Annotated in this window: 20 protein-coding genes; 4 read left to right on the top strand and 16 right to left on the bottom strand. The window is 47.8% G+C overall.

Features of this window, described 5'->3' with window-relative positions:
- Nucleotides 1-25 precede the first annotated feature (25 nt).
- The 10 genes from mgtE to RCH83_RS03550 all read right to left on the bottom strand — a co-directional run bounded on the left by mgtE (nt 26) and on the right by RCH83_RS03550 (nt 9,528).
- Complete coding sequence (gene mgtE / locus RCH83_RS03595) at nt 26-1,375, bottom strand: magnesium transporter (RefSeq protein WP_306519101.1); 1,350 nt, start codon at nt 1,373-1,375, stop codon at nt 26-28.
- Between the two features lie 168 nt (nt 1,376-1,543).
- Nucleotides 1,544-2,509, bottom strand: coding sequence for a magnesium transporter CorA family protein (locus RCH83_RS03590; protein ID WP_306519099.1), 966 nt, complete (start codon nt 2,507-2,509; stop codon nt 1,544-1,546).
- Between the two features lie 265 nt (nt 2,510-2,774).
- Nucleotides 2,775-4,643, bottom strand: a complete 1,869-nt coding sequence (locus RCH83_RS03585) for a DUF885 family protein (RefSeq protein WP_306519097.1) — start codon at nt 4,641-4,643, stop codon at nt 2,775-2,777.
- Nucleotides 4,644-4,699: 56 nt separating this feature from the next.
- Nucleotides 4,700-5,926, bottom strand: a complete 1,227-nt coding sequence (gene hemW / locus RCH83_RS03580) for a radical SAM family heme chaperone HemW (protein WP_306519095.1) — start codon at nt 5,924-5,926, stop codon at nt 4,700-4,702.
- Complete coding sequence (rdgB, locus tag RCH83_RS03575; protein ID WP_306519093.1) at nt 5,923-6,528, bottom strand: RdgB/HAM1 family non-canonical purine NTP pyrophosphatase; 606 nt, start codon at nt 6,526-6,528, stop codon at nt 5,923-5,925. Before rdgB ends, hemW begins: the two co-directional genes overlap by 4 nt.
- Nucleotides 6,529-6,624: 96 nt before the next feature.
- Complete coding sequence (locus RCH83_RS03570; protein WP_306519091.1) at nt 6,625-7,056, bottom strand: DUF4426 domain-containing protein; 432 nt, start codon at nt 7,054-7,056, stop codon at nt 6,625-6,627.
- The gene (locus RCH83_RS03565) at nt 7,053-7,358 is read right to left on the bottom strand and encodes a DUF167 family protein (protein ID WP_306519089.1); all 306 of its coding nucleotides are present in this window, start codon (nt 7,356-7,358) and stop codon (nt 7,053-7,055) included. The genes RCH83_RS03570 and RCH83_RS03565 overlap by 4 nt, the downstream gene beginning before the upstream one ends.
- Nucleotides 7,355-7,900, bottom strand: a complete 546-nt coding sequence (locus RCH83_RS03560) for a YggT family protein (protein ID WP_306519087.1) — start codon at nt 7,898-7,900, stop codon at nt 7,355-7,357. The genes RCH83_RS03565 and RCH83_RS03560 overlap by 4 nt, the downstream gene beginning before the upstream one ends.
- Nucleotides 7,901-8,015: 115 nt before the next feature.
- Nucleotides 8,016-8,834, bottom strand: a complete 819-nt coding sequence (proC, locus tag RCH83_RS03555; protein ID WP_306519085.1) for a pyrroline-5-carboxylate reductase — start codon at nt 8,832-8,834, stop codon at nt 8,016-8,018.
- On the bottom strand, nt 8,827-9,528 hold the full coding sequence (locus RCH83_RS03550) for a YggS family pyridoxal phosphate-dependent enzyme (protein ID WP_306519083.1): 702 nt from the start codon (nt 9,526-9,528) through the stop codon (nt 8,827-8,829). Before RCH83_RS03550 ends, proC begins: the two co-directional genes overlap by 8 nt.
- Before the next feature lie 61 nt (nt 9,529-9,589).
- Between RCH83_RS03550 and RCH83_RS03545 the strand changes: the two genes are divergently transcribed.
- Entirely contained in the window at nt 9,590-10,642 is a 1,053-nt protein-coding gene (locus RCH83_RS03545) for a type IV pilus twitching motility protein PilT (protein WP_306519081.1), read from the top strand.
- Nucleotides 10,643-10,653: 11 nt separating this feature from the next.
- Nucleotides 10,654-11,781: a PilT/PilU family type 4a pilus ATPase gene (locus RCH83_RS03540; protein ID WP_306519138.1), complete on the top strand. Its 1,128-nt coding sequence runs from the start codon at nt 10,654-10,656 to the stop codon at nt 11,779-11,781.
- A gap of 122 nt (nt 11,782-11,903) precedes the next feature.
- Here the strand turns inward: RCH83_RS03540 and RCH83_RS03535 are convergent, their stop codons facing one another.
- The 5 genes from RCH83_RS03535 to rsmE are packed head-to-tail and all read right to left on the bottom strand — an operon-like array spanning nt 11,904 to nt 14,890.
- Nucleotides 11,904-12,188 (bottom strand): DUF1653 domain-containing protein, encoded by a 285-nt coding sequence (locus tag RCH83_RS03535; protein ID WP_306519079.1) that lies wholly within the window; start codon nt 12,186-12,188, stop codon nt 11,904-11,906.
- Entirely contained in the window at nt 12,169-12,594 is a 426-nt protein-coding gene (gene ruvX / locus RCH83_RS03530; protein WP_306519077.1) for a Holliday junction resolvase RuvX, read from the bottom strand. Before ruvX ends, RCH83_RS03535 begins: the two co-directional genes overlap by 20 nt.
- Complete coding sequence (locus tag RCH83_RS03525) at nt 12,594-13,151, bottom strand: YqgE/AlgH family protein (RefSeq protein ID WP_306519136.1); 558 nt, start codon at nt 13,149-13,151, stop codon at nt 12,594-12,596. Before RCH83_RS03525 ends, ruvX begins: the two co-directional genes overlap by 1 nt.
- A gap of 28 nt (nt 13,152-13,179) precedes the next feature.
- Nucleotides 13,180-14,139 (bottom strand): glutathione synthase, encoded by a 960-nt coding sequence (gene gshB / locus RCH83_RS03520; protein ID WP_306519134.1) that lies wholly within the window; start codon nt 14,137-14,139, stop codon nt 13,180-13,182.
- Between the two features lie 22 nt (nt 14,140-14,161).
- Nucleotides 14,162-14,890 carry a 16S rRNA (uracil(1498)-N(3))-methyltransferase gene (rsmE, locus tag RCH83_RS03515; RefSeq protein ID WP_306519075.1) on the bottom strand — a complete coding sequence of 243 codons (729 nt, stop codon included), beginning with the start codon at nt 14,888-14,890 and terminating at the stop codon, nt 14,162-14,164.
- Nucleotides 14,891-14,982: 92 nt separating this feature from the next.
- On the opposite strand from rsmE, the gene RCH83_RS03510 reads away from it, so the two are divergent.
- Nucleotides 14,983-15,864, top strand: coding sequence for an ABC transporter ATP-binding protein (locus tag RCH83_RS03510; protein WP_306519073.1), 882 nt, complete (start codon nt 14,983-14,985; stop codon nt 15,862-15,864).
- A gap of 115 nt (nt 15,865-15,979) precedes the next feature.
- Complete coding sequence (locus RCH83_RS03505; RefSeq protein ID WP_306519071.1) at nt 15,980-16,999, top strand: ABC transporter permease; 1,020 nt, start codon at nt 15,980-15,982, stop codon at nt 16,997-16,999.
- 131 nt (nt 17,000-17,130) lie between these two features.
- On the opposite strand, the gene RCH83_RS03500 is transcribed toward RCH83_RS03505, so the two are convergent.
- On the bottom strand, nt 17,131-18,714 hold the full coding sequence (locus RCH83_RS03500) for an AbgT family transporter (protein WP_306519069.1): 1,584 nt from the start codon (nt 18,712-18,714) through the stop codon (nt 17,131-17,133).
- Between the last annotated feature and the right edge of the window lie 9 nt (nt 18,715-18,723).

Here is an 18,723-nt window from a genome sequence, read left to right as displayed (position 1 = left end):
TCTGATGTTTTTTTAAATTTGACTGTCAGGGTAACAGCAGCAGGGTGCCAAGCCCGAGGAAAACAAAAAAACCAATCACATCGGTGATGGTGGTTAAAATTACTGAACCTGACAAAGCCGGGTCTATTTTGGCTTTTTCCAGCCAGACCGGGATCACCACACCTGAAGCTGCTGCCACCAGAATATTGATGATAATGGCGAGACCAATCACAGTGCCGATGATCATATCGCCAAACCAGAAGTAGGTGACTACTGCTATCACAGCGGCCCAGAGCACCCCGTTAATCAGGCCAACACCCAGCTCTTTGCGTAATAAAGTCCAGTAGGTTTGTGGTGTAATCTGGCCAAGGGCTAAACCCCGGATAATCAGGGTTAAGGTCTGACTGCCGGCAATACCGCCCATACTGGCAACAATAGGCATCAGTACCGCCAGTGCCACCACTTGTTGCAAAGTGGCTTCAAACAGACCGATAGTCCAGGCGGCTAAAAATGCAGTTAAGAGGTTAATGCCGAGCCAGATAGCACGGCGTTTGGCACTGTTGAGCACAGGCGCAAACAAATCTTCGGTTTCATCGAGACCGGCGGTGTGCATAAACTGGCTTTCCAGGCTACGGCGCACGTTTTCCAGCGCTTCACCTATCGAAATACGGCCCAATAATTTGCCTTCATCGTCAATCACAGCCAGGGCGGTGTAACCTGAACGCGCCACTATGTCTGAGCCCTGATCCAAATCCATCACACCTTCCACCACAGGCGCTTCATCATCAATAAACTCAACCAACGGCAAGTGACTGGGTTGGCCCAGAATATTGGTCGCCAATAACAAACCAACATAACGGCCGGTGCGGTCAACCACCATCAAAGCGTCGTGGTATTCAGCGTCTTCATTGAGTTTTTTAAAAAGCCGGATGGCATCGCGCACTTTGGCGTTATTGCGGATGGTTAATACGTCGTGGTCAGCATAACGGCCACACTGCTCGTCGGTGTAAGCAAGGGCAGTGGCAAGCCAGAGTTTTTCGCTGGCATCCAGTTTAGAGCAGGCTTCCTGATAAACAGCAGCTGGCAGTTCGTCCAGCATTTCAATCAGATCGTCAACATCCAGCTGTTCAACCAAAGCCGACAGTTCGTGGTCATCCAGCTGTTTAAAGATGTTTTCACGCGCGTCGTCGCGCATGTAAGTGAGGGCATGAACCTGCTCGTCCGGATGCAGGCTTTGCCAGGTGCTGATCCGCTGCTCCAGCGGCATGGCCTCCAGCGCAACGGCAATTTCTTCCGGCTCCAGCGCACTGAGTTTGACACCAAGCTGTTCAACTTCCTGCTCGTCGAAGCTATCGCGTACGATTTCTTTGATATCCAGCAGTTGATTTTCAGCCATGCCCACCCCGTGCAAACGACGTTCTGGCGTTTGCCAGACCGGTTCTAAAAAGAGGCGCGATGATACCGCAGCCACCCTGTTGTTTTATAGTCAATTCAACGACATTTTTGCGATTTTTTATCAAAAGCACCAAAGGCTAAAGCAGCAATGCCGGACTTTAACTCCAGCCTACCACCAGCGTTTAATTTTAAAACCGAGCATCATGCCAAATGCCAATGCCGCCATGCCGGCTAAGGTCCAGTAATAACCGGTTTCCAGACGCAGCTCCGGCATATTGTCAAAGTTCATGCCGTACACACCCACAATAAATGTCAGAGGGATAAACACGGCGGACACCATAGTCAGCAGTTTCATTCTTTCGTTGATCTGATGGTTGGAGGTGGACATATAACCGCTGACCAAATCACCTAACTGGTCATAATACATTTGCGTCATGCTGTGCAGGCGTTCAAATTTTTCATAAAAATCACGCAGTTCTACTTGCTGGAACTGGGTTTTTAATAAATGTTCCTGCTCCTGCAATAACAAGTCGGCAAACATTTCTTTTTGATACGACAGGTTGCGATCCAGTTTACGGAACACTGAACGATAACGCATGATTTGCGCCATTTTATGGTCGTCGCCATGGTTTAGCATGGCATCTTCAAACTCGCTGAGTTCATCTTCAAAGTTGATCAGTTTTTCCAGATAACTGGCCGACACCGCATGAATATAGTGTTTGATCCAGTCGGTAATAGGCATCATAGGTTTGTTGACGTCAAAAGACGGCAGGGCATAAGGGTAATCCTGCTCCGGCAACTGGCATTTATACAGCAGCACCTGATTGGAAAATAATAAGCTTAACTGGGCGTGCCCCGGGTAGTCACGAAAGTCTTTGCCGGCATAAGCCCGCAAAATCATCAGGGTAAAACCGTTGGAACTTTCCAGTTTAGGTGGATGGCGTTCACGCAGATAATCTTCGGCAATTTCCGGATGAATACCAAAGTCTTTCAGCAACTGTTGTTGTTCCAGATAGCTGGCGTTAGACAAATTGACCCAGAGTTTTTGATCACCATGTAAAGGCAAATCCAGCAGACTGCGATCGCCATTGTGCCACTGGCCAGTTTCCGGCTCGTAGAGATGAAGGGTAATCATCTGAATTTCCAATAGGTTGTTTAGCCGGAGCATACGCAATAGCGCACTTTTGATGCAAGCTTATTCAGCGTTATGGCTGGTGTTGCTTGATATTCTGCGTGGATTTTCAGCCATTTGATTTTCACACCGGCCTATTGCAGATCGCGAGGCGCAATTACGGCAGCAGGCCAAACTGTTGGTATGCTGAGATCCCGCCGTCGTCCTTTACATAAAAAAAACGCCGCTATAAAGCGGCGTTTTAACAAGAGCTATATAGCAGACTGAATTAAGCTTTTTTGGCTTTGATATAGTCGTCGACCAGCATTTCCAGTACATCCAGCGGCACAGCACCGTTTTTCAGTACCACGTCGTGGAAATCGCGGATATCAAATTTGTCGCCGAGCTCCGTTTTGGCTTTTTCACGCAGCTGTACAATTTTGATCATGCCAATTTTGTAAGCTGTGGCTTGTGACGGCATTACAATATAACGTTCAATGGCGTTCACTTGTTCAGAAGCTGCGTTGGGGGTGTTTTTCGCCAGATAAGCAATGGCTTCATCCCGGGTCCACTTTTTAGCGTGAATACCGGTGTCGACTACCAGACGGCAAGCGCGCCACAGTTCCATGGCTAAACGGCCAAAGTCAGAGTAGGGGTCCTGATACATGCCAATTTCTTTTGGCAATAACTCAGTGTATAAACCCCAACCTTCAATATAAGCGGTGTAACCACCAAACTTACGGAACTTAGGCACGTTTTCCAGTTCTTGTGAAATGGCAATTTGCATATGGTGGCCAGGAATACCTTCATGGTAAGCCAAAGCTTCCAGTTCGTATTTTGGCATGCCTTTCATGCGGTACAGATTGGCGTAATAAATACCTGGGCGCGAACCATCCATGGATGGTTGTTCGTAAAAGGCTTTACCGGCAGATTGTTCACGGAAAGGCTCTACCGCTTTGACCACCATATCGGCTTTAGGTTTGACCAGGAACAGCTCGTCCAGTTTACCTTTCATCACGTCAATCACCCGAGTGGCTTCAGCTAAATAAGCTGCTTTACCTTCGGCGTTGTCCGGGTAATAAAACTGCGCGTCTTCCCGCATAAAAGCAAAAAACGCCTGTAAATCACCTTTAAAACCAACCTTTTGCATTATGGCATTCATTTCAGCATGAATACGCGCCACTTCAGCTAAACCAAGCTCGTGAATTTGGTCGGCTGTCATGTTGGTGGTGGTGGTGCGTTTCAGGGCATTGTTATAAAACTCCGCGCCATCTTTAAAACGCCAAACCCCATCATCAGTACCAGCTTTGGTTTCAAGCGCCGTTAAATGATTAATTAAATGCTCATAAGCAGGTTTTACACTGCTGACCAGCGCCACTTCAGCTTCTTTAAGCAGCAGCTGTTTGGCGGCGTCGTCAATGCTGAGTTTATTCACTTTACCGCGGAAATCTTCCAGTAAAGTGCTGTCAGCACCTTCACCAAAAGGGGCGCCGGTGATGACATTTTTGCTGGCGCTGATGGCGTGTGGAAACACAAATTTTGGTGGAATAATACCAAGTTCGGCTCTTTTATCCAGCTGGACTGTAACCTGCTGGAACAAAGGTAAAATACCGTTTAAGCGGGCAATATAAGCTTTGGCGTCAGCTTCGTTGTCGATGCTGTGCTGGTTTATCAATAATGACGGCACCATCGAATGGTAACCATACATCTGGTTGACCGGATAGTTGTATAAACGCCATTTGTCATCGGCAATATTATCTTCAAGTTGTTGTTTAAACAGCTGATAACTGAGTTTGCTCTGCGCGTCCAAAGCATCCACATTAAAAGTTTTCAGCTTCTCAAGCTGCGCTTTGGTCAGCGCCAGCTCTTTATCTTCCTGCTCATCGGTAAAAGCATCCCACTTGTCATAATCCTGCTTGATGCCAAGGCCGGTCATGCTGGTTGGGCTTAACTGGATTTGCGCCATAAATGCTTCTTCAAAAAAAGCATTCAGTTTTTCGCTTTCAGTTTGAGTGGCGGCTGTTTGGTCTTTTTGTGCACTTTGTTCAGCGCTTGGTTGTGTAGCTGCCTGGTTATTGGCTGGTTGTTCGGCCGGCGAACAAGCGCCAAGCAGTGCTAAAGTAACTGCCAGTGCCAGTGTTGATTTGGTGAGTTGCATTTGGGACTCTTCTTTGTTGTGTGTTGTATTGTCTGGTGAAAAACAACAACAGTTTGTTATAAAAATAACTCCAGCAAATCATTCAGATAACGTACGCCTTGGTCAGTTATCTGATAGCTGTTGTGTTGGGGCTTAACTAATCCTAATTGCTCTGCACGTGCAAGAGTTGCTTGTATTGTTGCGGCAGAAAGCCCGGTATATGCGGTAAAGTCGCGCATTGGGCAAGGCTCCAGCAAACGGAACCTGTTCATAAAAAACTCAAAAGGTAAATCTTCGGCTGTGACAAGGGTAGTGCTATCCAGATAGTCTTTGGTTAAATCCATATAACCTTTGGGGTGTTTCACTTTCACTGTACGAATAATATGCCCGGCATCCGGCAAGGTGATTTTGCCATGGGCGCCACAACCAATGCCAAGGTAGTCACCAAAACGCCAGTAGTTCAGATTGTGCCGGCATTGATAACCGGGTTTGGCATAAGCCGACGTTTCGTATTGCTGGTAACCGGCCGCTGTTAACAGCGCATGACCTTGCTCCTGAATATCCCACAAAATATCGTCTTGTGGCAGTACCGGCGGTTTGGACGCAAAAGCTGTGTTCGGCTCTATGGTCAGCTGATACCAGGAAATATGCGGCGGATTCAGCTTGATAGCCTGCGTTAAATCAGACAAAGCATCTTTAATGCTTTGCTCCGGCAAACCATGCATTAAATCCAGATTAAAACTTTTTAAGCTGCTGTTTGCCAATAAATCTGTGGCAAGGTGGGCGGCATTTTTTGCTTCATCACCCTGATGGATACGGCCAAGCCGGTTCAGTTTATCGTTTTGAAAACTCTGCACCCCAATAGAAAAACGGCTGACACCGGCTTTGACATAACCGGCAAAACGCTCCGCTTCCACAGTGCCAGGGTTGGCTTCCATGGTAATTTCGATATCAGGCGCAAAGGGAATACGCTGACGCACCCCTTGCAAAATGGTTGCAATACCTTCAGCGCTAAATACACTGGGTGTGCCACCACCAATAAAAATGCTATGTAATTCACGACCTTGCACATAAGCTAAATCAGCATCTAAATCGGCAAGCAGATGGGCGATATATTCCTGCTCCGGTATGCCTTGTTTCACCGCATGCGAGTTAAAGTCGCAATAAGGGCATTTTTGAATACACCATGGAATATGGATATACAGCGATAAAGGGGGCAATTCTAAATCACCGTCAGCCCTTGTCGGTGTCGCAGACAAAAGAGTGCTGCTGTGATGTTTTAGCGGTAAATCCGGCTGGCTCATTGAGCACTCCGTTGTTGCCATTGTTGTTGTAACAGCTTGAGGGCTTTACCACGATGACTTAGTTGTTGTTTTTGTGTTTTTTCCAGCTGTGCTGCTGTTATTTGCAGCTCTGGCAACCAGAACACAGGATCGTAACCAAAACCATTGCTGCCGCCCGGTTCCATCGCAATTTCACCGGCCCAGACACCATGGCTTATCAGCGGTGTTGGGTCATTGGCATGGCGTAAATACACCAATACACAATGAAACTGCGCTTGTCTGTTGCCAACCGGCACATCTTTTAGTTTCTCCAGCAACAATTGGATGTTGTCTGCATCTGTCGCATTATTTCCTGCAAAACGGGCCGAATAAATACCCGGAGCTCCGCCAAGCGCGTCTACTGCCAGACCTGAGTCATCGGCTATGGCCGATAAACCGGTTATCGCTGCGGCGTGACGGGCTTTAAGCAGGGCGTTTTCAACAAAGGTTAAACCGGTTTCGTCGGCATCTGAGACACCAAGGCTGGTTTGCGGCTTTATGTCACAGCCCCATGGTGCCAGCATAGTGGCGAGCTCGGCAACTTTTCCGGCATTGCCGGTTGCTAAAACAATTTTTTGTTTCATGTGTTTAAAAATCCAGAGAGCTAATTCAGAAATAAGTCAGAGCCAGGTCAGAAATAAGCCAGCACAAGGCTGGCTCTGATAGTGATAAAAGGTGCGTTATTCAACGTAAAAAGTGTGCTCAAATTTCAGTTGTTGGTTTTGATTGCCCTGGCTGATATCAATGACAAAACTCAGGCGTTCTTCATTGCGATAAGGTAGCTGTGCCAGATAATACACTGCGTCACCTTCAGTGACTTGTTGAAAAATCAGCGTTTTTTGTTGCCCCAGCAAGTTTTTGGCGCTGCCGCTGAGGCTCACCTGTTGTGCTTTCTGGTCTTTGCTGTTTAATACTGAAATATTGATCAGACCGTTAAACTTACTTCGTTCAATTTTGTAGTTACTGGCGATGGCGGGTTCAATTAAAGTGGAAGGCATGGCAATGTAATGCACATCCCAGTTGCCCAGTTGCTTTTTTTGTTCGGCCTGGGCCGGACTTAATACACTGGTAAACAGCACCAGAGTCGAGAACATAAGGCTTAACAGTTTCATAGTTGATGCTCCTTCACAGTAAGGGTTGTGAGCTCTGGCGGCAATTGAAAAGGAGCCTTGATAAGCACCAGCTTATGCCGGCCGAGTTCGCCTTTGACTAGTTCAATTTGACTTTTACTGACACCAAAGAGTTTAGCCAACAACTTCTGAATATGGGCGTTGGCTTTGCCGTCAATCGGTGGTGCTGTGATGGCCAGTTTTATTTCGTCGCCATGTAAACCGATAATTTGATCGCGGCTGGCTTTGGGCTGCACATAAAGTTGCAATAACAAATCCGCACCGCGGTAACTCAATGCGCTCACAACAAACCTTTCAACACACTTTGCACCAGGATCTCCAGAAATTGCAGACCAAGCAGCAACACCAGCACCGACATATCCAGACCACCAACAGGGGGAATAATACGGCGGATAGGGGCTAACAAAGGTTCGGTCAGTTGGTGCAGCAGATGTTCCATTGGATTACGTCCCTGACTGAACCAGCTCAGAATGGCGCGGATCACCACCACCCAGAACAACAAACTAAAAGATTCTTTAACGAGCACCGCAATAGCACCAAACAAAGTGGTACTAAGCCCAACACCACCTGACAATAACAATTGCATTGTGATCACTTTGCCGGTGGCAACCAGAAGTGCAAGCACTAAAGATGCGGTATCCAGTTTGCCAATACTTGGGATCAGGCGCCGCATCGGGATCAACAGCGGATTGGTTGCTTTGACCACAAATTGACTCAGCGGATTGTAAAAATCTGCTCTGGCGCTTTGCAACCATAACCGCAGCAAAACAACCATCAAATAAAGATTAAATAAAGTACTGATTAAAAAGAAAAACGCTTCATTCATGCGAGGTTCCTGCAAATAGAGCCGGTCAATACACTATGGTGGTTGCCGGCGCTGGTTTTCAATGGATAGCTGGTTATTTATATTCAGACTTTAGGTTATTGCGGCTAAAACCCCATTACAGGGTTTTGGCCATTTCTTCGGCTCTGGTTATCGCTGCTTTCATTGCGTTTTGCACTAAAGCTTCCAAATCACCTTGTTTGAATCTTTCAATGGCTTCATGAGTGGTGCCCCCTTTGCTGGTAACCTGAGCGCGCAGTTCAGCAAAACTAAGTGGCGACTGTAAGGCCAAAGTGGCAGCCCCCAGCGCTGTTTGCACGACCATAGCGCGGGCTTCTTCAGCAGCAAAACCGAGTTCTTCTGCGCCTTGCTGAATGGCTTGCATAAAATAGAAAAAATACGCAGGTGCACTGCCGGTCACCGCAATAATGTCGTTGATTTGGCTTTCTTTTTCGAGCCAACTGGTGATACCACAGCCGCTGAACAGCTGATCAACAAAAGATTTTTCATAATTGGACAGCCGGTGCGGGAATAAACCAGTCACGCCTAAACCGACCTGAGCCGGCGTATTAGGCATAGCACGCACCAGCCGAACTTCTTCACCCAGCCAGCGCTGGTAATGCGCCACCGGCAAACCTGCTGCGACTGTGACAAACAACTTTTCAAAAATTTCCGGTGCACCAGCCAGAAGCTCAGTGCACACCTGCGCCATCATTTGTGGTTTAACACAAAGCACTATGACATCGGCCAGTTTGACGGCTTTGATATTGTCGGTGCTGACTTCAATGCCAAAATCTGCCGCCAGTGCATCTAACTTTGGTGTTGTTGGATTGGTAGCGATGATGTTTTCTTTTGGATAACCTTGTTTGACTAAGGCTGCAATCACAGAACGCGCCATATTGCCGGCGCCGATAAATGCGATGGTATTTTCATTCATAAAGTTGCGTTTCCCGCGCGCCGAAAATGGCTGTGCCTAATCTTATCATAGTTGCCCCGAATGTCAGGGCTTGTTGCCAGTCGTCTGACATGCCCATCGACAACTGATTTGCTTGTGGAAATTCCTGTTGCAGCGCTTTTGACAACGCCTGCATAGCGGCAAAAGCCTGGCTGTTGTCGTGGTTTACGGCCGGAGCCGGAATGGCCATCAGGCCACAAAGCTGTACTTGTGCCAAGGTGCTGATTTGCCTTGCCAGTGGTAATACATCGGCAGGCAATACACCGGCTTTGCTGTCTTCTGCGCTGATATTCACCTGAATCAGCAGTTTTAACGGCGCCATGGTAGCGGGGCGCTGCGCTGATAAACGCCCGGCAATTTTCAGCCGGTCAATGCTGTGTACCCAATGGGCAAAACGGGCAATGTCACGGGTTTTGTTTGACTGAATAGGCCCAATAAAATGCCATTCTAAATCAGGAAGATGCGCAAGTTCAGTGGCTTTTTGCACCAGCTCCTGCACATAGTTTTCGCCAAAGGCTTTTTGCCCGGCGACATAAGCTTGTTGCACCATCAGGCCGGGTTTGGTTTTACTAACGGCGATTAATTGGGCACTTGAGGCGAAAGCCGGATTTTTCTGCTGAATTTCTGCCATCTGGCGGTAGGCTGAACTCAGTCGTTCTGCTATGTTGTTATCCATTAAAGCCTGACTTATTGTGGTTTATTTCATTCATTTCTGGCAAACAGGAGTACATTTTGTCATGGATATCACCGAATTATTAGCCTTTAGCGTACAACACAAAGCTTCGGACTTACACTTGTCGGCTGGCGTACCGCCTTTGATCAGGGTTGACGGTGACGTGCGTCGCCTGAATATTCCACCGCTGACGCATAAAGATGTCCATGCGCTGGTGTACGACATTATGACCGATAAGCAGCGTAAAGAATACGAAGAACGTTTAGAGTCGGATTTTTCCTTTGAAGTACCAGGCCTTGCACGTTTTCGTGTCAATGCTTTTGTGCAGAACCGCGGTGCTGCTGCGGTATTTCGTACCATCCCAAGTGAAGTATTAAGTCTGGACGATTTAGGCACCCCTGAAGTATTCCGCACCATAGCAGAAAACCCACGGGGTTTAGTGCTGGTGACAGGACCAACGGGTTCGGGTAAGTCTACCACCCTGGCTGCTATGGTCGATTACATCAATACCACCCGCCATGACCATATTCTGACCATTGAAGATCCAATCGAATTTGTGCATCACAACAAACTTTGTCTGGTGAACCAGCGGGAAGTACACCGCGATACTTTAAGTTTTTCTAACGCCCTTCGTTCGGCGCTGCGGGAAGACCCTGATGTTATTTTGGTGGGTGAATTGCGGGATTTGGAAACTATCCGTCTTGCCATGACAGCAGCAGAAACCGGCCACTTAGTGTTTGGCACCCTGCACACCACCTCAGCGCCAAAAACTATCGACCGTATTATCGACGTCTTCCCTGGTGAAGAAAAAGCCATGGTGCGTTCTATGTTGTCAGAGTCGCTGCGGGCTGTTATTTCCCAAACGTTGCTGAAAAAAGTAGGGGGCGGCCGGGTGGCGGCACACGAAATTATGGTGGGTTTACCTGCCATCCGAAACCTTATCCGTGAAGATAAAATTGCCCAGATGTATTCGGTGATTCAAACCGGCGCCGCTCATGGCATGCAGACCATGGATCAGTGTTTATTAAATCTGGTCAACCGTGGTTTGATTACCAAACAAGACGCTTTGGCCAAAGCGCAGGATAAAAACGCCTTTGGTGCTATGGGCCGGATTTAGGAGTTGTGATGATGGATTTGGTTAAACTGCTGCAAAAAATGGTGGATGCCAAGGCATCGGACATGTTTGTCACCGCTGGCATGCCGGTGGCAGCAAAAATTAACGGTGAGTTATTACCTATTGATGAAACACCGTTAACCGCCGAGGATTCGTTGGCTATTGTGTTGGCCGCGATGAATGAAAAACAAAAAAATGAATTTATGACCCACAAAGAATGTAACTTTGCGGTGGCCAATGACGCCGGCCGGTTCCGGGTTTCGGCGTTTTTTCAGCGGGATCAGGCCGGTATGGTGGTGCGCCGTATTGTGACCACTATCCCAAATGCCGACGATTTGGGTTTGCCGCCCATTTTAAAAGAAATCATTATGTCCAAAAGGGGACTGGTGCTTTTTGTCGGTGGCACCGGCACAGGTAAATCGACTTCTTTAGCGGCTTTAATTGGTTATCGGAATAAAAACGCCCGCGGCCATATTCTGACGATTGAGGATCCAATTGAATTTGTGCACGATCATCAAAAAAGCCTCATCACCCAACGTGAAGTGGGCATCGACACTGAATCTTTTGATGCTGCATTAAAAAGCTCATTGCGCCAGGCACCTGATGTGATACTGATTGGTGAAATTCGTAGCCAGGACACTATGGAATATGCGTTGTCTTTTGCTGAGACCGGCCATTTATGTATAGCCACTTTGCACGCCAACAACGCCAACCAGGCCATCGACCGTATCATGCACTTAGTGCCGAAAGAAAAACACGGTAAATTGTTGTTTGATTTGTCATTAAACCTGCGTGCTATTGTGGCGCAGCAACTTATTCCAACACCTGATGGTACCCGTCGTATTGCTGCTATTGAAGTGTTGCTGAATTCTCCGTTAGTGGCTGATTTAATTAAGCGCGGTGAAATTGACGAAGTTAAAGCTGTGATGAGCAAATCGCGTGAACTTGGTATGCAAACCTTTGACCAGGCCTTGTATGACTTGTATCAGCGTAACCAAATCAGTTATGCCGACGCATTGCATCATGCTGATTCACCGAATGATTTACGTTTGATGATTAAACTGCGTAATAACGAAACTGCCGGCGCCGGTTTCCTCAGTAATGTCACTGTGGACGGCTTGACCAAACCCGAAGATCAATAAAAATTTGTTGTATTAAAAAGGCAGCCTTGGCTGCCTTTTTGCTTTTATCTGCTTGCGTTTGTTGTGACGGTACAGCTCAGGGCTCTGCCAGAACATGGCTCAGAGCTCCACCAGAACACTGCTTAGACACCTGCCGGTTTTTGCGTGCCAATAAACTGAAATCTCGGTACTTCTTCACCCTGAATAATGACACTTTCAATAAACATCGACAGCGGTCTTAACCACAAATCGTAATTGCCATATAAAGCACGGTACACCGCATAAGGTTGCTGCTCTTCACTGTGGGTGGCAATAGCCAGCAGCTGATACACATTGCCTTTGTAATGCTGGTAATAACCCAAAGGCACAGTACCGTCGCCGTGATCTAAAGTAGGCGCAAAGCCGTCATCAGGCAGGATTATTGTCAAAGAAGCTCTCCAGTATCAATTTGGCTGACCAGCAATCCACCGCATCTTTGCTGAGTTTTTTAAAACCGCCCTGAGCGAATAAATCTGCTCTGGCGTCTACTGTGGTTAAACGTTCATCCTGCGTCAGCACTTTTACGCCAAAACGGCCATGTAGTCTGTTGCAGAATTTATGCACACGAGCGGTAAATGGCTGTTCAGTGCCGTCCATATTTAGTGGCAAACCCACCACCACAAAAGCCGGTTGCCACTCGGCCAGCAGTTTTTCAATTTGGGTCCAGTCCGGCGTACCGTCCTGGGCTTTGAGCGCCTTCAGTGTGCTGGCGCTGCCGGTCAGGCGCTGGCCAATGGCTACACCAATACTTTTTAAACCATAATCAAAAGCTAAAATATTACCGCTGTCGCTCATCAGGCGTGTCCTGCTTCGGGGCTGAGTTGCCAGGCTTGAATGCCCAGTTTTTGCGTGGCACCTTGCCATTTTTCGGCATGGCATAAATCAAAAATAATCTGATTGTCGGCTGGCACCACCAACCAGGAATTATCAGCCAGCTCTTGCTCGAGCTGACCTGCACTCCAGCCGGCATAACCTAACGCCAGAATAAATTTTTCCGGGGCATTGTCAGAGGTGAGTTGTTCCAGAATATCTTTGGAGGTGGTGACCATCAACTCGTCAGTCAGCTGCAGACTGCTGGCAAAACCGGCTTTTGGCGTATGTAACACAAAACCGCGGTCATGTTGCACCGGGCCACCGGCACAAACCTGCGCGTCAGCTGCTTTACTTTTGGCGTTATATTCAATGTCCAGCTGGTTGAGCAGCTCAGCTACTTTCAGTGGCATAGGGTGATTAATCACTATACCCATAGCGCCGTCCTGATTGTGCTCGCAGATATAAGTGACACTGCGGCCAAACATTGGGTCGTCAAGCGAAGGCATCGCAATCAGCAGGTGATTTTGTAAACTGTGCATTGTTGAGTCATCCATCAGCTTCTCCGTCTTATCGTTGTTTTGCCGCCAGAATTTTTTCAATCTCATCAAATAATAGTCCGGTAATGCTGACGGGGAAGGCCGCTTCTATTTCCCGGATGCAGGTAGGGCTGGTCACATTAATTTCCGTCAGTTTGTCGCCAATAATATCCAGGCCAACAAAAATCAGCCCTTTGGCTTTCAGGGTAGGGCCAACAGCACGGGCTATGGCCCAATCGCTGTCAGAAAGTGGTCTGGCTTCGCCGCGGCCACCAGCGGCCAGATTGCCACGGGTTTCACCGCTGGCCGGAATACGGGCCAGGCAATAAGGCACAGGCTCACCATTGACCACCAGCACCCGTTTGTCACCATCTTTAATGGCCGGAATAAAACGTTGGGCCATGGCATAACGGCTGCCGTGTTCGGTCAGGGTTTCAATAATCACGCTAACGTTAGCATCATCCGGTTTTAACCGGAAAATAGAAGCGCCGCCCATACCGTCCAGTGGTTTTAAAATCACATCCTGCTCGGCTTTATAAAATTCTTTTAGCCTGGTTGCATCACGGCTGACCAGGGTTTTAGGCGTGTGTTTGGCAAACCAGCTGGTGTACAGCTTTTCGTTGGCATCCCGCAGGCTTTGTGGTTTATTCACAATTAAAGTGCCTTCGTCTTCCGCTCTTTCCAGAATATAAGTAGCGTAAATATATTCGGTATCAAAAGGCGGATCTTTACGCATTAAAATCACGTCAAGCTCAGCAAGAGCGATATCCTGCTGGCCAAAAAACTGGTACCAGCTATGTGGGTTTTGTTCAACGCTGAGCAAACGGGTGCTGGCTCTGGCTTCACCATCCAGCAAATACAAATCCGCCATTTCCATATAGTGCAGCTGATAACCACGGGCTTGCGCTTGCAATAACATGGCAAAACTGGAGTCTTTTTTAATATTAATGGCCGAAATCGGGTCCATCACTATGCCGAGTTTTAACAAAATATGTTCCTTCTGAAAAAGGCCGTCAGGCTAAATCACCCATCTGCAGCTGCAAAGCGCTGATGGCGGTAAGGGCTGCTGTTTCGGTACGAAGCACACGGGGGCCAAGCTGTACTGCCACAAAACCGGCCTGGGTAGTGAGTGCAACTTCACGGTCGCTAAAACCACCTTCGGGGCCAATCACCAGTCGCAGTGCCGACACTGGTCTTAAAGTCTTAATGGTGTCTTTGGCCCATGGATCCAAGGTCAGTTTCAGCTCATTTGTGTTTTGTGCCAGCCATTTGTCCAGCGAAAGCGCCGGGTGAACAATTGGCACCACACTTCGGCCACTTTGTTCACAAGCGCTGATGGCGATTTTTTGCCATTGTTCAGTGCGTTTTTGCAGCCGCTCAGCGTCTAGTTTCACCCCACAACGTTCGGTAAAAAGTGGGGTAATTTCAGTGACACCAAGTTCCACCGCTTTTTGAATGGCAAAGTCCATTCTGTCGCCCCGTGAAATACCCTGACCTAAATGAATACGCAGCGGCGATTCCACCGGATTGTTGTTGGCCGCAACTAACTTCACCCGGACATTTTTTTTGCCGGTTTCAACAATCTGTGCCGGATAGTTAAAACCGTCACCATTAAATAACACAAGCTCAGCGCCGGTTTGCATCCGCAGTACCCGGCCGACATGATTGACGGCGTCTTCGGCAAGTTCAATTTCAGCGCCCGGTGGTAACAGGCCAGGCTGGTAAATTCTTGGAATGCGCATACAAGCTCCGCAAAATAAAAGCGCTATGGTAGCAGGCAGCCGCTCTGAAGGGTATAACATAAGTCCGGGAAAATGCTGCAACGAGAGTGTTGATGGACATAGTTTTGCAAGTGCGTGAATTAAAAAAATATTATGGTGAAGTCAAGGCGGTTGACGGTATCAGTTTTGCTGTGCAGCGGGGGCGTTGTTTTGGTTTGTTAGGCCCAAATGGTGCCGGCAAAACCACCACCATTGAAATGCTGGAAGGGCTGGTTGAAGCCGACAGCGGCGATATTTTTTATCATGGTAAAAAAGCCAGCAAAACTGATTTCAGACAACTCGGCGTCCAGTTTCAGCAAACCGCTTTGCAGGATTTTTTAACGGTCAAAGAGACGCTGGAGCTGTTTGCGGCTTTTTACCCTGAACCTGCAGATCTGCAAGATCTTATGAGTTTGTGTGATTTAACTGAATTGCTGGACAGGGACCATCGCAAATTGTCCGGTGGTCAACGTCAGCGGTTGTTGTTGGCGCTGGCGCTGGTGAATAAACCACAAATTATTTTCCTGGATGAGCCGACCACAGGGCTGGATCCCCATGCCAGACGCAACTTCTGGCAACTGATAGAACAAATTAAACAACAAGGCAGAACTGTGATCCTGACAACCCACTATATGGATGAAGCAGAACAACTTTGTGACGACATTCTGATTATGGATAAAGGCCGGATTATTGCGCTGGATACACCGGAAGCACTGTTAAATCAGCATTTTAGTGGCGCTTTAATACGGTTACCCGACAGAGGCCAACAGCCGCAGTTACCAGCACATGCCAGCATCAGTCGTAGCGGCGGCTATTTGCAGATCAGTAGCCCTGATGTGGAACAGACCCTGACCATGTTATTGGCGCAGGGCATTTCGCTGGAAGGGCTTTTTATTAAATCGGCGAATCTTGATGATTTATTTTTAAAACTGACAGGTCATAGTCTGGCGACCTGATTGATATGGCTTGCGATTGTCGCCTGTAAGGCTCACAGCGGCATTTGGTGCAACAGCCCAACAGGGCTCTTAAGCGCACATTCTGGCAAAGCAACCTGGCTTTTGGAGTATAACAATGCAGTTTCGACGTTTTTTTGCGGTGCTAAAAGCCCGTAATCTGGAGTTCTGGCGCGATAAGTCGTCATTGGCCTGGAATTTTATTTTCCCTGTGCTGCTGGTGGCAGGTTTTGCGGTGATGTTTGGCAATGACAATAAAGCCGAATTTAAAATAGGGGTGTTGCAAAAGGCCAGTACGATAAACCATCAGAGTCAGCCATTTATGCAGACCCGTTATCTGGAATTTGTACCTTATGCGGTTTCGCAAGAAGCACTAAAAAAGCTACAACACCATCAACTTGATTTGCTGGTGGATTTTCAGCAAAACCGCTATTGGCTCAATGACAATTCGGCCAAAGGTTATCTGGCGGAAAAACTGCTGTTGCAAAGTTTGCCGTCAGCGCAAAAAGAGACAGTGACAGGGCGGAATATCCGTTATGTCGACTGGGCGCTGCCCGGCATTTTGGGCATGAACATGATGTTTTCTTGTTTGTTTGGCGTGGGTTATGTATTGGTGCGCTACCGGAAAAATTCAGTATTAAAACGGCTGCAGGCCACACCTTTAACAGCCTTTGAGTTTGTCAGTGCTCAGGTACTTTCCAGATTAGGTATTGTGCTGGTGATTGCCAGCGCCATTTATGCCGGTTGTGATTTATTGTTTGATTTTGTCATGCTCGGCAGTTACATCGATTTATTGCTGGTGACCATACTTGGAGCTATGGCGATGATTTCTTTGGGTTTACTTATTGCTTGCCGTTCACGCTCTGAAGAGCTGACCGGCGGTATGCTGAATATGGCCAGCTGGCCCATGATGATTTTATCCGGCGTCTGGTTTAGCCTTGAAGGTGCGCCGCAAGTGTTGCAATGGCTGGCGGATATATTGCCGTTGACCCATTTAGTGGCCGCTGCCCGCGCTATTATGACCGACGGCGCTACCTTATCTGAGCTGCATTATCCAATTGGCATACTAAGCCTGATGACAGTGTCGTTTTTGTTGTTGTCAGCCTGGTTATTCCGTTGGCAAGGAGATGGCCGCTAAATCGGGCTTGCATAAATCAGGCTTGTATAAGGCTGGCTCGTATAAATCAGGCTCGTATAAAACAGCAAGCTTAGTGTTTGATTTAACAATAAAAAAGGCGCTTAAAGCGCCTTTTTTATCAGGTAAAAATCTTAGCCATTGCTGGCCGGGAAAGTATAACTTGAACCTATACCCAGTGGTAAATCCAAAGCCCAAAAACCAAGCAGGAAAGAGGTCCACAGCACCAGTAAAGTGACTGAAAATGGCAACATCAAGGCAATCAGAGTGCCAATACCTGTAGATTTCACGTACTTCTGACAGAACACCACAATCAGCGGGAAATAAGGCATTAACGGCGTGATAATATTGGTAGAAGAGTCGCCCACCCGGTAAGCGGCCTGGGTCAGATCCGGGGATACCCCCAGTTGCATTAACATAGGCACCATCACAGCACCAATCAGCGCCCATTTGGCAGAAGCAGAACCTACCAGTAAGTTCACTGTTGCAGTTAACAGCACTATGCCCATCAGGGTCACGCCCAGCGGCAGCGCCATTTCTTTTAATGCATTGGCGCCTTTAATCGCAAAAAGGGCGCCTAAATTTGATTGACCAAAAGCGTAAATAAACTGAGCACAAAAAAACGCCATCACAATGTAATAACCCATGCCACTCATGGCTTTACTCATGCCCTGAATCACATCTCTGTGGGTTTTGACTGTACCAGCGACATAACCGTACACCACACCTGGAATTAAGAAAAACACCAGAATAAGGGCAACAATAGATTGCATCAAAGGGGCTGTGCTGTGGGTTAAGCTACCGTCAGTGCCACGCCAGGCTGAACCTTCCAGTGAAGCCGAAATAATTAATGCGCCGGCGGCCAGCAGCATCGACAACATGGCAAAACGTAAACCTTTGCGCTCTTGTGGCTGTAAAGTGTCCATGCTTGGCAAAGTTGCCGGGTCGCCATCTACTACAGTGTGTTTCAGTCTTGGTTCAATCACTTTGTCAGTTAAGAACCAGCCAATCAGAATAATTAAAAAAGCAGAAGCTGTGGTAAAGAAATAGTTATTCAGCGGGTTGATCACGAGGCTCGCAGCAGCCGGATCGGCCGACAAACGGGCAGAAGCCTGAGTTAAACCGGCAAGGAGCGGGTCCAGACTGCTGGGTACAAATAATGAAGCGGAAAAACCACCGGAAACCCCGGCAAAAGCAGCGGCAATACCTGCCAGTGGGTGACGGCCAGCCGCATAAAAAATCACAGCGCCCAACGGGATCACCAGTACATAACCGGCATCAACTGCGACGTGGCTTAAAATGCCTACGGCAATCAGCACAGGCGTCAGCAGCATTTTGGGCGTAAAAGACAAAATTGAACGTAAACCAGCGTTAATAAAACCAGTGTATTCGGCAACGCCTAAACCTAACATAGCAACCAACACCACACCCAGCGGCGGGAAGCTGACAAAAGTGGTGACCATTTTGGCCATAAAAGCGGTAAAAGCACCACCTTCCAGTAAATTGATAATTTGAATTGGCTGGCCTGTTCTTGGGTCAATCTCGGCAAAAGTAACGCCGGATAAAGCCCAGGAAATCACCCAGACCGCAAACATAAATAAGGCAAACAATACAGCGGGATCAGGCAGTTTATTGCCAACACGTTCAATGGTGTTCAGGCTACGATCCAGCCAGTTATTGCGCGCAGGCTCAGCTGCCGGAGAAGTTGGTGCAGACATATTTTTTCC

The sequence above is a fragment of the Rheinheimera sp. genome, assembly GCF_030824435.1.
Taxonomy (GTDB): Bacteria; Pseudomonadota; Gammaproteobacteria; order Enterobacterales; family Alteromonadaceae; genus Pararheinheimera.
Note: the sequence above shows the minus strand (reverse complement) of the source record. Positions and strands in the feature narration are given on the sequence as shown.